Source organism: Peptostreptococcus sp. (assembly GCF_036639115.1).
Taxonomy (GTDB): domain Bacteria; phylum Bacillota; class Clostridia; order Peptostreptococcales; family Peptostreptococcaceae; genus Peptostreptococcus.
This window is the reverse complement of sequence record NZ_JAVWJH010000001.1, coordinates 164,704-180,596: the sequence shown is the minus strand read 5'-3', so window position 1 is coordinate 180,596 and position 15,893 is coordinate 164,704. Positions and strand designations below refer to the sequence as shown.

Sequence of the window (15,893 nt, the reverse complement as noted above, 5' to 3'; positions counted from 1 at the left end):
ATATTAATTCTAACAATAAATATCTATGATTAATCAATAACAAACTTATTCCTTATGAAAGATACCCTATAAAAAGATTTCTAATCAATAGAAGATAATTAGAAATTTTTCGAAAACTTTTTTTATCAAAATCGAATTATTCTTTATATATTAGCTATATAAAGCAGCTATTGCTTTTACTAATTTAATTTGCTTATAGTGCTTATATTGTTTTTATTAACTGCTTTGTTTTATTTGTTTTGTTTGTTTTTATTTTTATTAATTTCTTTTGATTTTATCATTTTTACTAATTATTTTTATTCTATTTTTTATTTTCCACTTTATTTATTTTGTTTTTATCATTTTTATTAATTTCTTTATATTCTATTTTTAACAATTTGATTTATTTATTTTACTTTTATTAATTTAATTATCCGGATTATCTTACCAAATACTCACTAAACTATAAGAATATAGCGATTTTAAAGTATCTAACTATAAATATTATATGTCTTTAATTTTTTATATCATGGCATAGTATATCAGCAATGATTTCTTGCATTTCCATTAAAATAGGTCCGCCCTTAATTACTTCAAATTTAACATCACTCTTAAATACCACACTATTTAGTGCCTCCAAATTTCTACCATATTCCGAAGATAAGTTTAAATTTTTCTTGATAAAATCATGAAACTCCTCAAGTGTTTCTAAGTTGTTGAAATCTACTGTTAACTTTTCCATTGTTATAAAACTCCTTTTCTATCAAAATAATAATCGATATATCTACACAAATTTCTAATATAAATATTTATTCAATTTGCCTTATAAAATATTAATCATATCTAATTTAGACATGCTAATCTATAAAACAAACTTCCTCTCCTGTCGAGATCTTTCAACTCATATATAGTAGTTTTTAACTCTTACTATTTATTCAAATATTTTTCTTAAATTTTTATATTTTTCATTTTTATGAAATAGTGTAAGATAAAACTTAATTTACTTGAATATATCTCTTACCCTTATTTTAACATTAAAAAGACTTTCTGTTGCTTATTTTTAAGAAATTTTTTAATTTCTAACATAACAATACATTAATAAACTTTCATTTTACTTTCTAAATTAAATTAAATATTAAAAACGTTTTCAAGTTATTAAAAATTTATTTTTCTTTTCAAATTTATATTTTTTCTTTTTCAAGTATAACATATTCATCTTTTTTCAAAATTTTGAAAACGCTTCCAGAATAATCTACCTCAAAATTTGCAAAAGCTGATAACAAATCTATATCTCTCAAAAGATGAATGGTCATTAAATTATTGAGCGTTGTTATTCTTATTATCATCGCTTTCACCCTAGGAAACTGTATCCTTGAATTGCAAAATTCCATATTTTTATCCACAATATCAACAGCTCTATAATCTAGCTCTATATAAATATCCATATTATAATCATCACTTTTTATAATTCTATAATCAAAATCACTTTCCATTTTTAAATTTAGTAATTCCAACATTTTGCCACCTCCAAATTTCATATTATCTTACATAAAATATTTTCCAATATCTATTTCAAGTTCAAACTTAGATTCATATTGTTTTGTAATCAAGTATTTCTTGTTTTTGCAAGATCTAAGTACTATATTTTTTATTTATATAATGCATTGTATAAATAAATCAAAACTATACTTTAGGAATGGGCGCCGTATAAAATCCTAACTTATGAAAATTATACCACTCTAATATTTTTTCTTCATCTGCAATATTTATTGCAATCAGTATTTCTTTTGCAAATTCCATAGACGCTGTACCATTAGCTGTTATAATATTTTTATCTCTAACAGCCTGCTTTGAAATATATTTCTTCTCACCAGTATAATCAAAAGCCGCCCATTGTTTTAAATCATTTAGATCATTACTTGTGTGAAACACGTCATTTAAAATTCCAATCTTTCCTAAAAATACAGTAGCATCACAAATAGCTCCTAAAACTTTTTTTCTTTGAAAACAATCTCTAACAAGTGGTTCTAGCAGTTGTGTCCTATCATTTCTCCATGTATTACCACCAATCAAAATGAGTGCTTCATAATCATTCGGTGCAGACTTAATGTCATAGTCAGGCAAAATACTAAATGCTCCAATTGATTGTACAGGATTTTTGGATAATGACATAGTTTTTATGTCGTATTTGCCTTGACCTAACATAGATATTGCTGATGCGATATACCCTGCCTCCCAATCTGCATACTGTTCTAGTAGTACAAATAAAATTGTTTTTTTCATTTCAATTTCCTCCTTGTTTTTCATTTCAATTATTTACTTTGCAATCTATATAGTTTTGCTAAAACATAAATAGACAAGTGAAAATGATATTGAATTTAAAATACATTTATTACAGGAACTTCATAGGGATGAGCTTTTTTTACTAAATAAAAGGCCAACTCCTTAAAGTCTTTTTTAACTCTAAACTTCATTAGACTCTCTCTTGCTACTGTTTCTTTACCTACTTCTCCATCAAATGGATTTGCTCCATCCAAAGATTTCCAATGTCCCAAAACATTTATAGTTGAGTATGCTGATCCATAATATCCCTGATCTATCAATTTATATTTACCTAATTCATCCACTATCACCTGTACATAATCTTCTGGAACAAATACCTCAAATCTCACAAAATTTTCTTCTTCAAATTCTAATGTATGACTTATTAATTGATCATTCTCATAATTTAGTGTTAGATAGAAAAAAGGTGAATCATTCTCAATTAAATCAATAAAGATTTTGTCACCTTCCCACAACTTCAAATCTTTTATTTCTTCCTTTTTTATCCATTTTAAGTCGCCTTCATTACACTCAATTATATTTCCGTCGAAATCATTGCAAGTATATAAATACATAAATTCGGATGCATTATCATTATAATTAAATACTACCAAGCCTTTAATATCACATCTGTTTGCAGTGTATCCTGTTTCTTCCTTTATCTCTCTTTTTACACATTGAAGAGGTGTTTCATCTTTTTCTAATTTTCCACCTACACCTAGCCATTTGCCTTTATTTAAATCATCTTCCTTTTTTGTTCTATGAAGCATCAAACGCTCATTACCTCTTTCCAAATAGCATACAGTTGTTAACATATCTTTACCTCGATTCTATACATTTTTTAATTACATTATACAATATTTATATCATATTTTCTCATAAAATAAGACCCCACTTATCTTTAGAAAGATCATGTGAGGCCTTGAAATTCAATTTATTTTCAAAGTTAAATTTTATATTATATCTTTATTATTATCCACACCATCTTTTTTTGTTGGATTTACATGAACCATGCAATGCTTGCAGTCTGGTATATTTTTTTCAACTTCATCGTGTACCCTTTGAGCTATAGAATGCGACTGTCTAAGTGATTGGTCACCATCTGCTAAGATTTCAATATCTACATACATCTTAGATCCAAACTCTCTTGTCTTTAAAAGATCTATACCTTCTACGCCTTCTTGCTCTACAACAATCTTTCTTATCTTTTCTTCCACTTCATCACTACAACTTTTGTCTATCATTCTACTAAACCCATCCATAAATATATTATAACCCACTTTTAGTATCAAAAGTGCTATTAGTACACTGGCTATCGGGTCAAATATCGGATAGCCCATTCTAGCAAATGTTATACCTATCAAAGAACCAACAGAAGAGATTGCATCTGATCTATGGTGCCAAGCATCCGCCATAAATGCCTGTGAATTTAGTTTTTTGGCATAATGTCTTGTATACCAAAACATTCCTTCTTTAGACACAATAGATACAACTGCCGCCACTAAAGCTATCATTCCGGGAACTTCTATTGCCACTGTATTTCTATTTATTATTTTATCAATCCCTGAAATACCAATTCCAACACCAGTTCCTATTAGGATAAGTGCTAATATTATACTTGCTATACTTTCTAACCTATCATGTCCATAGGGATGTTCTTTATCAGCTTCTTTCTTAGATACCTTTACTCCAATAAAGGCTACTAAAGTTGCAAACACATCCGATAGAGAGTGCATTGCATCTGACACCATCGCTCCAGAATGTGCAAATATACCTGCAAATAACTTGAACAATGTCAAAACTATATTACCAAAAATACCAACCGTTGATATTTTGTTTATCATTTTATTTTCTATAATTTGATCTTCACTTAATTTCTTATTACCCATAAAATCATCTCCATACTTTTTTATTTTTATAAAACAATAACTTTAGATATAATTTGTAGTTCTATCTAATCACGCAGAAAAGAACCTAATTCAACATTAGATTTATCTTACTATTTATTTGCTTTATTTTTCTAAATTAAAGCATCCGCTGCGTTTAATCGTATATCTTTTGCTATAGCTTTATTAAATTTACTTTCAAAACTAAATATATTGTGTGTATTTAAATTATTACATCTAAATTTAACACGTTTTCAATTGATTGTCAATCGATAACGTTCTCAATTAAATATTTTTATTTGCTGTTTTTATACAATCACTTCATCATTTTCATTAATATTATTTTACAGACTCCTTAAATAATTATTTCTGTCTGTAAGGCTAAATATAAAATATTTTCCTATGCAATACTGATTTATCTTAACTATCTTTAAAAACACATTATGTTCTTATAATTTCTTCTTCAGATAAATCATGTCTACTAGCTGCTTCCCATCTTCATAGATAGGATGGTCATAATTATCTATAAAAAAATTTTTCACTTTACTATACCTTTCAAATCCACATTTTATATAAAAATCTATAGTCATAGGGCTTTCTCCAGTACCAACTATTAACATATTTTCGTCGTTTTTATAGTAATTCTCTATATACATTATCATCTTTTGCCCATAACCTAATCTTTGGAATTTCCAATCAAGCGAAATATTTTTTAATTCATATATATTTTGACTTTCTTTCGTAACAACACATGCCCCAATCATTTTTTCTTCTTTAAAAATAGCAAATATATCCCCTTTATAAAGATATTTTTCTATCATATCCAATTGCTCATCGCCTATTAACAAGAGCTCAATCAAACCCTCTTCATCACTATCCACTTTTCTTATATCATTGTTTATTTTTTTTATCATTTTTCATCTCCGTATAGGTTTTTATCATTTTTATTATATCACTTATTATTACTCACAAAGTTTCATTGGGTCGGCGAGTCTTAATTTGAATAATAAAAGATATGACATTTAAATTTTTATGAACATCATAATTACATGTCATTTCTCTTTATCTATATACCCATAATTATAGATACGTAATATTATACTTTTATTATTTAGCTAAATTCATATTTTTTTAAAAGTTCTTGTTTTACTCTAACTAGATTTTTTCTAGATAATTCAATTAATATTTTAATATATTGTAAATTCCTAGTATTTTACTAGGATATAAAAAACCAATGTTTTTTGCACAACTTTATATAATTTATAATCTTGCTATACTTTTATTTTCTAAGATCATTTTTTTATTTTTTATAAAATATTTACTTAATTATATACAGTTATACTTTTTTATTTTTCATTATCATTAGTTTTTCATACAGTTTTTTTGTTTACTATTTCTAACTTCTTTTATTTTCAATTATTTGATTTTAACAATGTTATTATGATTATAATTTTCATTATCATATATAAAAAGATTTAAAATTTAAAATTTTTATATTCTATTCCACTTATTAATACATCTATATTTTACTATAAAAACAACTTATAATAACTTTTTCTTGCTTATTTGCATCTGTTTTTTTATTATTTTTAAAGTTTTTACTATTAGCCTCAGATATAGTTTTTTTCTATATAATTATTTTTTTAATAAATATAGTTACTTTTTTAAAATATTAGTGTATAATATTCTCATGCAATAATTTTTTGAAGTATTTTATAGTATTTTTTGTTAAATATATCAAACAACCACCAGTTATTTTTTATCGAATTATACAATAATTATGCGTAATCGTTTGACTAAACTTTAAATTTAGTGAGACATGAATTTCAGACATCCGTAATAATCGGGGTTAAGCTGATGTAAATGCTCGAAAATTGCAAAATTTAAAAAATTAGGAGGACAAAAGCATGAAGGAAAGTTTTTTAAAAGATTTCCTAATGATTTCTCATCTAGAAACGATAGGATTTCTTGTACTTTTATCATTCATCTTCTTTATTATCGCAAAGCTAATAAAGAAATTCGATTATTCTAAATTAGTAATAATCGGAACACTAGCAGGTCTTTTGTTAGGACTTGTGATTCAGATTTTTTCTGGATTTGCAGACGATCCAATGAAGATTGGATTTGTAGCAGAAACAACAAAGTGGTACTCATTATTTGGTGGAGGTTATATAGACATTATAAGAATGTTGGTTATACCACTGATAACTATATCTATTATTCATGTTATTATCAACATGGATACGAATACAGATATCAGCAAGTTAACTAGCTATACAATGGTAATTACATTGGTAATGTTGGCTATAGCAGCTGCTATTGGTTTTTCACTTTCATATTTCTATGGATTAGGTGGTTCTTCCGTCACTTCAGGTGGAGAAAGTATGATTGTTGAAACAAAAAATGTAGTGGATACCTTTAGAAATATTTTACCAGCAAATCCATTCCAGGCTATGCTAGACTTTAATGTCATAGCAGTTGTTATAGCCTCAGTATTGGTTGGTATCTCAGCCCGTGGAATTATGAAGCATACAGATTATAAGTTAGATACTTTTAGAAACCTTATCGATGATCTTCATAAAATCATTTCTTATATGGCAGATATGATTCTTGGATTTATGCCTTTTGCAGTAGTTCCTTTGCTTGCAAATACAATCGCAGAGAATGGTCTTTCAGCAATGATAGATGTTATTGCCTTTATGGTAATTCTTTATATATCAGTTGCCATTATGCTACTTGTTCAGTCAGTAGCCCTTATGATTCATGGAATCAACCCTATTTGGTATTTTAAGGGTGCACTTTCAACTCTTATCTTAGCCTTTACATCTAGATCTAGCATGGGAGTACTTCCATCTACTATTACTACATTGACAGATAATCTAGAGGTAGATGATGCTACAGCTAGTTTTGTAGCTAGTTTTTCAGCAACAGCTGGTATGCAGGGTTGTGCAGGAATTTATCCCGCAATGCTAATAGTATTTGTTGCCAATTCAGTTGGTGTTCCTATTGATTTTAATCTTATAGTAACAAGTATTATTGTAGTTTCTCTTGGTTCAATAGGTATCGCTGGTATCCCAGGAACTGCTATTACAGCAGCATCAGTAAGTATTTCAGGAGTTGGACTAGGTCAACATTTTGCCCTAATCAACCCAATAATTGCTGTTGATCCGCTTCTTGATATGGGAAGAACAATGTTAAATGTAAGTGGCGCAATGACAAATGCCTTGATGGTTCAAAAGAAATTAAACAGAGCTAAGGATAAGAACACTTTACCTAAGATGGAAAAAGCAGTTTAATAAAAGACAACTTAATTATAATTTATATTGTAAATATAATTTTTATACTAATATTGATAAATAAGAAATTAAAATATAAAAACTCCCAAAACTATTTATAGCGTTGGGAGTTTTATTATTTTATTGGAAGGCGAAACTACAAACTTTCTCTTGCTCTATCGATAACTTCCATTACTATCAGTGAATTTATCATCATTTTTTCAGCTTTTTTATAATCTTTATTATCTATTATTTTTTCAATTTCAATAAATTCTTTGCTCATTCTATGACTGTATCGATTGTAGTTATACTCTTTTATATCATTTTTATTTTCAAAAACAGTAAATGATTCACATCCATTAGTTGGACCACTCATACTTATAGTTGCTTTTGTACCCTGTATCTGCATATTTGTACTACAATTAGATGATTTGCTGGCTATACAAACACATTCCTTATCACGATAACTAAGAACTAGCACACCTGACACATCAATATTATTTTCAATACATGGAATATATTTGATCTCTCTAGGAGCCCCAAATATTCCACACACAAAATGTATATTATATATATTTAAATCCATCAAAGATCCACCTGCAAATTTCGGATCAAAAGAAGGTGATATAATTCCATTTTTAAAATTCTCGTATCTAGAAGAGTATTGAGAAAAATTGGCACAAATCATTTTAACATCGCCAATATCTCCATTTTTTATAAGTTTTTTTATTTCCAAAAAATTTTCTAGATATAAAGTTGTTATAGCCTCAATTAATATTAACTTTTTTTCCTTTGCTAATTCGAAAAGTTCTTCTAATTCTCTCAGTTTTACTGTAAATGGTTTCTCACATATAACATTTTTACCCGCCTCTAAAGCCTTCTTACAAAATTCATAGTGAAGTATATTTGGAAGCGCTACATAAACCGTATCGATTTCATTATTTTTTAACATCTCATCAAAATCAGTATAATAATTTGCTATATTATATTCTTTTGATAATTTTTTCAGCTTATCCTCTGAATGCTTTGTTGCACAAATGCCTTCTAGTTTTATATCTAGACTTTTCAAAACACCCAAAGATTCTTTTACTATCATACCTGCTCCTGCAATACCTAGCTTCATATCTACACCAACCTTTACATTTTATTTATAAGTATATTTTAAAATAAAAATCACAAAAAGTAAATTTTAGATTTATTTTCAAAGTTAATAAAAAATGGTTTTTTGTAAGAATTGATTTTTTTATAAGCTCTTTATGCCTACTATACTGTTTAATTTTCATTTTAGCTAATCATAACTAATTTTATTCAATTACTACTACATATGCATATGAATTTATGTTACTATTAAATATGATATATTTTAATAGTATTTACTTTTATTAAGTCGCTTTATTTTGTCACCACTTAGCTTTAATACTAGAAAGAGAGGTGAAATAGTCACATTTTGTGATAATACTTATGAAAATTCAAGACAGAAAAAAAACTATCCTAAAAATAGCCTATGCTTTTGAAACAATACTGGCACTCGTAATTTTAATTGCCGTTTTACTAGGAATCTTTGACACTTTAAGAATTATATATAACTTTTACATTGTCAATTTCAATAGTCCTGTAGACTATACTCAGCTAAATCAAATATTTGCTCAGATTCTATTACTTGTCATCGGAGTTGAAATTGCAGTCATGTTAACACTGCATGTACAGACAGCTGTATTAGAAGTTCTCTTATTTGGAATAGCAAGAAAAATGTTGCTTCTTCCAAAAAACAATAGTATGCTAGAAATACTTTTGGGTGTAATCGCAATAGGAGGACTTTTCTTAATCAAAAAATATTTAACAGATAAAAAGACTATTTCTGAAGAATCTTTAGAGAAAAATGAAATTCCAGATGAAATCATTTAATTCATTAATCTAATATTCTTATAAATTAATTTTACAATTCTAAATAAAGTCCACCTAATAATAATTTTCTATTATTGGTCTATCAGTTAAAAACAAAATTAAGCGACTTTTTCTAATAAAAATATAAAAATGATAATATAATAGACAAATAAAAAATAGATGAACATGTAAAGAATAAAACCAGTTTATATAAGAAAAAAATAAAAATAGAGTACACTTAAGTCATATAAGTTGCTCTATTTTTTTATTTTTAAAGATACTATGCCTATTTTAACCTGAACTATAATATTTGCTTTGTTTTATCTATACTTCTTCCCTAATGACTTTTATCAAACTAAATTTCATAAACAAAATATAAAAATATCTTTATATTCAATTTGCTTTATTGTAATATTTCTATGTAATGATATTCCTTCAGGTCATGATCCATATATCCCTTATCATAAAATTAAGTGTATTTTTATAGTTTTTATTTTCTACTATACATCAAGGAAATATCATAATATATTATGATTACATTAGTAATTTATTTGTATTTTACTATCAAGTATAATTACAAGGAGGATTAATTAAATGAAATTATCTAAGTTTAATATCGAACATAAAATAAAAGAAGGACTTTTATTATACAATACTCTAACCTCATCAATAGTATTACTGGAAAATGATGATATTTCTAAATATAATAATTTAAAATCTAGCGATGAATTCCCTAGAACACATATTGATTTAATTAACGAACTAATAGACGGTGGAATAATTGTAAGTGATAATTTCAATGAATTTGAGTATATAAAATATATAAATACAGTATCAAGATATAAAGAAACAGGACTTAGGTTAACTATTGCTCCAACATTAAATTGCAATTTTGCGTGCCCATATTGTTTTGAAAATGGAGTAGTTAATAAAACCATGTCTAATGATATCATAAGTAAAGTTATAGACTTTATAGGAGATAAACTCTCTAAAGATGATTCTCTCTCTATAACATGGTATGGTGGGGAACCTTTAATGTCAATTGATATTATAGAAAAAATAACAACAAGGATATTTGAACAAAATAAAGAAATTAAGAAAAATTACTTTTCAGATATAATAACAAATGGATATTTACTAGATAAAGAAATGGCTTTAAAACTTAAAAATTTAGGTGTTAATAGTGCTCAAATAACTCTAGATGGACCACCGGAAATTCATGATAAAAGAAGATACTTAACTTCTGGTGGTGAAACTTTTTTTACTATATTAAATAATTTAAAAGAATCATGTGATATCTTGGATTTAGTAATTCGAATTAATATAGATAAAAGCAATAGAAATGAAATCGATAAATTGATCAATATACTAAAAAAAGAAAATTTATATGATAAAGTTTTTATTTATATTGCAAAAGTTAACGATTTTTCTAATAACGCTAATGAAAATATTTTAAACAAGAAAGAGTTTTCTGAAGTTGATAGTAAATTTTTAAATGATAACCCTAATTATTATAATATCTCTGATTTTAACCCCTTTGTTTGCGGTGCTATAAATGATAATTCTTTTATTATAGACCCATACGGAGATCTATATAAATGTTGGGATGATATTGGTAAAAAAGATTTTAATGTAGGAAATATTTCGGATGGTGTATCATATAACGATACTTTTCTTTACTATGCTAATTATAATCCATTTTTATCAAAGGATTGTATAGAGTGCAATATTCTTCCAATCTGTATGGGAGGATGCCCTTTAGAGAGAAAAATTTCAGGAAAAAATATATGTAGATCAAAAAAATATAATATAAAAAAAGACATGGAAATTGCTTTTTTAAAGAGTAATCTATAAAAAATATAATTACCTATAACGATCGAATAATAGTAAAGAAGAAAATTCTAAATATGAAATGGATAAATTATATTGCTCCTTAAAATAGTGATATTAAATCATAATTAGGTGGGAGTAATTCAGCATGTGTACATTTAAAATCCTATAAAAACTATGGATTTTATGTACTGAATAGGCTCTATAAAGTATATTATACAGTAGTAAACATATTCTATAAATATAATTATATTTATAGAATATGTTCTTAATGAAATAAATAATAGTACTTTTATATACACTAGATACAAATTACCAAAAAACATTACCTAGAGGTAATTACAAACAATTTACATATATATTACGTAAACTTTGTTAGATTTCACATTTATAGGAGGTGTTCTCAATGAAATGGATAAATAAAGCTTCAATGGGTTGTAGACCAAAACGTACACCTGACTGTAATCAATTTACATGTTTATTAGTTGGTCCTATTGGTCTATTACGTCACTTTTGTAGAAAATATAGCTAACAATTTTTAAATCTTTCGTTATAGGTATTATATAATTTTTGAAGAAAGTGGAGTGATTTTATTTTTAGAGAATTAGGATATAAAATATCATTGTTTAAAAGTGATATTTCATTAATTTTTAAATACATAAAAAAAATAAACTTTACTCTACTAGAGTTTTTTGTCATTATGATTTTAATTTTATTAGAGTCAGTTTTCTTTATGTTAGAACCATTTTTATTTGGGAAAGTACTAGATAATATTTACAATGTTAGTATTTATAAATATATAATATTAATACTATTGATTTTTATAATGTCTATGATAATTTTCAAAGTTAAGTCTTTATATTTAATAAAATTGACAGCAAGAATTGAAAAAGATACTAAAATAAATATTTTTTCTCATGTTTTTAAAATCGGATATAAGGATTATTCAAAAATAGATAAAGGAAAACTATTAAATAATATAGAGTACGACTCTATGATAATATCAAATTTACTAAATAACCTTGTTGGTTTTTTTAGCACCATTTTTTCAGTGATTATTACTTTAGTCTTTATGGTATATATAAGTCCATTTTTAAGTTCTATAGTTCTTATTTTTATACCTATTGAATTTGTATCTTTTATTATTTTTGGGGGAATTATACGAAAAAAAGTTAATATACTTATAGAAAGAAAAGACAGCTATATAAATTTTATAAATGAATCTTTGAATAGTTTTAAAACAATAAAATTATTTAATATTACTAAAAAGAAAATTTTTAATTTCAGAGTTAAAACAGATGATATTTATGATTTAGCAGTTAACAAATCTAAAGTTGAAATTAATATGTCCCTTTTATTAAACTTACTTTCATTTACATCTAGAATTTTAATTATACTCTTCGGTGCTAAGCTATGCATAAAAAACTTATTAACAGTTGGAACTTTAGTTGCTTTCAATACTTACTCAGAAAAATTCAAATCACAGAGCAATGAGTTATCAAGTTTTAACTCCGTTGTTCAAGAGATTGGTGTTTCTTTAGAAAGGGTAGAGGAATTATTTAATTGTTATGATATCGACTTAAAAAAGCATTATAAACAAAATGATTTTTATGAAAAAATCGACTCAATCAGAATTAATAACCTTGATTTTTCTTATTCAGATTCTGGCTCAGATTCTCTAATAAATAATTTTTCCATTCAATTTGATGGAGGCAACATATATAGAATAGTTGGGCATAATGGAGTTGGTAAATCAACACTCTTGGATATAATTTCTGGATTATACTCAGATAAACTTACTAAATTTGTCATAAATAATAAGTATAATGCTCAAGATATTATCAGTGACTATAGAGATCATATTACTTATATTGACCAGTTTCCATACATATATTCAGAGTCAATTTATGAAAATATATCTATCTACAGAAATATTAATTTAAAAAATATTAAAGAAATTTGTAAAGAGATTGGCATAGATGACTTTATAGAAAGCCTTCCTAATAAATATGATACTATTCTAAATAAAGATACTAATCTTTCTGGAGGACAAAAACAAAAGATTATAATTGCTAGGGCTCTAGTTGAAAAAAATGATGTATATATTTTTGATGAGATAACATCTAATTTAGATAAAGAAAACAAAATACTTTTTTTCAAAATTTTGGGTAAATTCATAAAAAATAGCATTATTATTTTTTCCTCTCACGAAAATTTAAATTTGACTGAATATAATATCGTAGAAATTAAATTATAATTTATAAAGGAGAAAAAACATATGAAATGGATACATGAATCAAACGATCGTACTACTGCTAGCTTTTTAGCTAAAGCTTGTTATACTAATTATAATAATCCTTGTAGTAATTATATGTTTTGTCTTATCAAAAATATATGTGGGCGAGTTGGCAGGGCATAAATAATTTAAATATTTAAATATAATATATATATATCTACTCTTCACTTGGCCTAAAATATAATACATAAAAATAAAAACCGATACTGTATGTTATCGGTTTTTATTAGATATAAAATTTTTATTCATTTAATTTAGTATTTTAAAGTTAATACAGTCATATATTATCAAACAATTATCCACATTATCCACTTCATAATACACATTTTTCAAAATTTTTCTTATTTTACAAAATATATCATTTTAAATTATTACTGATTTTCTTTCTTATTTACTAATTTATGAAAAATATCTGTTTATAAGTTAAGTTTTATATATAAAATACATTCACTTTTATCTATTTCAAAATTATCAACTATATTACTTTATATTTTTCAAGTGCAAGCTTAATTCCAAAGTTATCCACATCTTCTGTTACATAATCAGCAACAGCCTTCACATCATCGCCAGCATTTCCCATTGCAACTCCTACGCCAACATACTTTAGCATGGAGATATCATTTCCACCATCGCCAAACGCCATACATTCTTCCCTTTTAATCCCAAGATGCTTTAACATTTCTTCTATTCCAACATCTTTTCCACCTTTTTCAGGAATTATATCTGCAAAAACAGGGTTCCATCTTACTGCTCTACACTTTGGTAAATGAGCCAAAAATTCTTCTTCCTCTTCATCTTTAATATAGGCACATAGCTGAAACACGTCATTTTTATATATTCTATCTGAGCTTTCAATTGGAGATGCCGGTGCAGTATCTCCTAAATATTTTCTTAGTTCTTTTACCCTGTCATTGACATGATTAATATACATGTAGTCTAACTCCACAAATTCACATGAAATATTTTTTTCATCCAAATACGGTACTAATTTCTCAATTGATTCTGTAGGTATCTTCATTTCATGTATTACTTTATCATCTAATATACAGTACTGACCATTGATCATTACATATCCATCAAATTCAAATTCTACCATATCCTTTATCATAGATAGCCACATAGGAGACCTTCCTGTTGCTAAGAATAACTTCACACCATTTTCCCTTAATTTATTCAAAGATTCTTTTGTACTATCTGGAACTTTATGTGTATTAAAACTTATTAATGTCCCATCTATATCGAAAAAAATTGCCTTTATCATATATTTCCTCCTCCTATAACTCTTATCAAACTTTATAAATGATTAATGAGATTATGTATTTATAGCTAGTCGTAATACCACTATTTGTTAATCAAAAAACTATTCAAAGCTTTATTATAAAATATACGCTCCTATATTGCAAATTTGATTTATTTCAATTTACTATTTTTTATTCACTAACTACTTAACACATATTACTTTTATTTAATTACTTTTTTGTCTCTTTAGTTTTCTTTATTTCTTTCTTAATATGTATTATTTTTTATTATTTTTCCCTACTTCATCTCTATTATCTTTTCCTAGTTTATCTCTATTATTTTAACTTTTTATTTTTATGAAGATTCAACTTTTCTAAAATATATTTTTCAATTCTTACTTTTAATACTTTCCTTTTTTCTACTTCAAAGATGTTAAATTTCCCTTTTCAACAATTATATACCATATGTTTTTTAAATACTATATTAAAGTCATTTTTTTAAGTTCTTTTAACATAATTATCAGTATTTCATTTTAGCTTTTTAAAAATATAAAAATGACTTCGTTTTCCCAAAATAATATAGTTGACACGACAACCATTTAGTCGTATAATAGATAATGGTTGACATGACAACTATATTGAATTTTCTTTGTTCATATAATAATTTATACAAAAATAGGAGATGAGAAAAATTAAAAGCCCAGGAAGATTGATCTCTATTCTTTACAGAAAAGGTCAAGTATATAAAAATTTCTATCTAAAAAAACATAACATTACTGCTTCAGAGCAACCATTTTTAAATGCTCTTTATCATAAGGATGGAGTATCACAGGATTTATTATGCAAATACTTATATATGGATAAGGCTTCAACTGCCAGAGTTATACAATCATTAATTAAAAAAGGATTTGTAACTAAAGAAAAAGATAAAGACGATAAAAGAATTAATAGAATTTATCTCACTGAAAAAGGCAAAGATAGCCAAAAGGATGTTACTAAGGTATTAGAGGGTTGGAGTGCTATACTTACTAATAATATGACACAGGAAGAAAAAGAATTAGCCTACTCTTGTCTAGAGAGAATGGTAGAAAATGTAGAAGACTATATAGATGAAAAGAAAAAAGAATTCGACTATAAGTAATATTTTATCTTAAAGATATATTATGGATTACCGTATTCAAAG

At 25.9% G+C, this 15,893-nt stretch carries 14 protein-coding genes; 6 read left to right on the top strand and 8 right to left on the bottom strand.

From position 1 onward, the window contains the following. Positions 1-493 precede the first annotated feature (493 nt). From RR561_RS00685 to RR561_RS00660, 6 genes are all read right to left on the bottom strand, one after another. Positions 494-721, bottom strand: a complete 228-nt coding sequence (locus RR561_RS00685; RefSeq protein ID WP_332505509.1) for a barstar family protein — start codon at positions 719-721, stop codon at positions 494-496. A gap of 439 nt (positions 722-1,160) precedes the next feature. Continuing rightward, a complete protein-coding gene (locus RR561_RS00680; RefSeq protein ID WP_332505508.1) occupies positions 1,161-1,496 on the bottom strand; it encodes a hypothetical protein in 336 nt (111 codons plus the stop codon). Positions 1,497-1,662: 166 nt separating this feature from the next. Then, positions 1,663-2,262, bottom strand: coding sequence for a DJ-1/PfpI family protein (locus RR561_RS00675; RefSeq protein WP_332505507.1), 600 nt, complete (start codon positions 2,260-2,262; stop codon positions 1,663-1,665). A 95-nt stretch (positions 2,263-2,357) separates the two neighbouring features. Continuing rightward, a complete protein-coding gene (locus RR561_RS00670) occupies positions 2,358-3,116 on the bottom strand; it encodes an NUDIX domain-containing protein (RefSeq protein WP_332505506.1) in 759 nt (252 codons plus the stop codon). A gap of 138 nt (positions 3,117-3,254) precedes the next feature. Then, the gene (locus RR561_RS00665) at positions 3,255-4,190 is read right to left on the bottom strand and encodes a cation diffusion facilitator family transporter (protein ID WP_332505505.1); all 936 of its coding nucleotides are present in this window, start codon (positions 4,188-4,190) and stop codon (positions 3,255-3,257) included. A gap of 446 nt (positions 4,191-4,636) precedes the next feature. Next, a complete protein-coding gene (locus RR561_RS00660; RefSeq protein ID WP_332505504.1) occupies positions 4,637-5,101 on the bottom strand; it encodes a GNAT family N-acetyltransferase in 465 nt (154 codons plus the stop codon). 993 nt (positions 5,102-6,094) lie between these two features. Here RR561_RS00660 and RR561_RS00655 point away from each other — a divergent pair. After that, positions 6,095-7,483, top strand: a complete 1,389-nt coding sequence (locus tag RR561_RS00655) for a cation:dicarboxylate symporter family transporter (RefSeq protein ID WP_332505503.1) — start codon at positions 6,095-6,097, stop codon at positions 7,481-7,483. Positions 7,484-7,619: 136 nt separating this feature from the next. Here the strand turns inward: RR561_RS00655 and RR561_RS00650 are convergent, their stop codons facing one another. Beyond that, complete coding sequence (locus RR561_RS00650; protein ID WP_332505502.1) at positions 7,620-8,585, bottom strand: Gfo/Idh/MocA family protein; 966 nt, start codon at positions 8,583-8,585, stop codon at positions 7,620-7,622. A 338-nt stretch (positions 8,586-8,923) separates the two neighbouring features. Between RR561_RS00650 and RR561_RS00645 the strand changes: the two genes are divergently transcribed. The 4 genes from RR561_RS00645 to RR561_RS00630 all read left to right on the top strand — a co-directional run bounded on the left by RR561_RS00645 (position 8,924) and on the right by RR561_RS00630 (position 13,595). Beyond that, positions 8,924-9,367 carry a phosphate-starvation-inducible PsiE family protein gene (locus RR561_RS00645; RefSeq protein ID WP_332505501.1) on the top strand — a complete coding sequence of 148 codons (444 nt, stop codon included), beginning with the start codon at positions 8,924-8,926 and terminating at the stop codon, positions 9,365-9,367. A 573-nt stretch (positions 9,368-9,940) separates the two neighbouring features. Beyond that, the gene (locus tag RR561_RS00640) at positions 9,941-11,200 is read left to right on the top strand and encodes a radical SAM/SPASM domain-containing protein (RefSeq protein ID WP_332505500.1); all 1,260 of its coding nucleotides are present in this window, start codon (positions 9,941-9,943) and stop codon (positions 11,198-11,200) included. Positions 11,201-11,876: 676 nt separating this feature from the next. Further along, positions 11,877-13,433 (top strand): ABC transporter ATP-binding protein, encoded by a 1,557-nt coding sequence (locus RR561_RS00635; RefSeq protein ID WP_332505822.1) that lies wholly within the window; start codon positions 11,877-11,879, stop codon positions 13,431-13,433. A 21-nt stretch (positions 13,434-13,454) separates the two neighbouring features. Next, entirely contained in the window at positions 13,455-13,595 is a 141-nt protein-coding gene (locus tag RR561_RS00630) for a hypothetical protein (protein ID WP_332505499.1), read from the top strand. A 352-nt stretch (positions 13,596-13,947) separates the two neighbouring features. On the opposite strand, the gene RR561_RS00625 is transcribed toward RR561_RS00630, so the two are convergent. Further along, positions 13,948-14,733 carry a Cof-type HAD-IIB family hydrolase gene (locus RR561_RS00625; protein ID WP_332505498.1) on the bottom strand — a complete coding sequence of 262 codons (786 nt, stop codon included), beginning with the start codon at positions 14,731-14,733 and terminating at the stop codon, positions 13,948-13,950. 659 nt (positions 14,734-15,392) lie between these two features. On the opposite strand from RR561_RS00625, the gene RR561_RS00620 reads away from it, so the two are divergent. Continuing rightward, positions 15,393-15,851 carry a MarR family winged helix-turn-helix transcriptional regulator gene (locus tag RR561_RS00620; RefSeq protein ID WP_332505497.1) on the top strand — a complete coding sequence of 153 codons (459 nt, stop codon included), beginning with the start codon at positions 15,393-15,395 and terminating at the stop codon, positions 15,849-15,851. Positions 15,852-15,893: the final 42 nt, after the last annotated feature.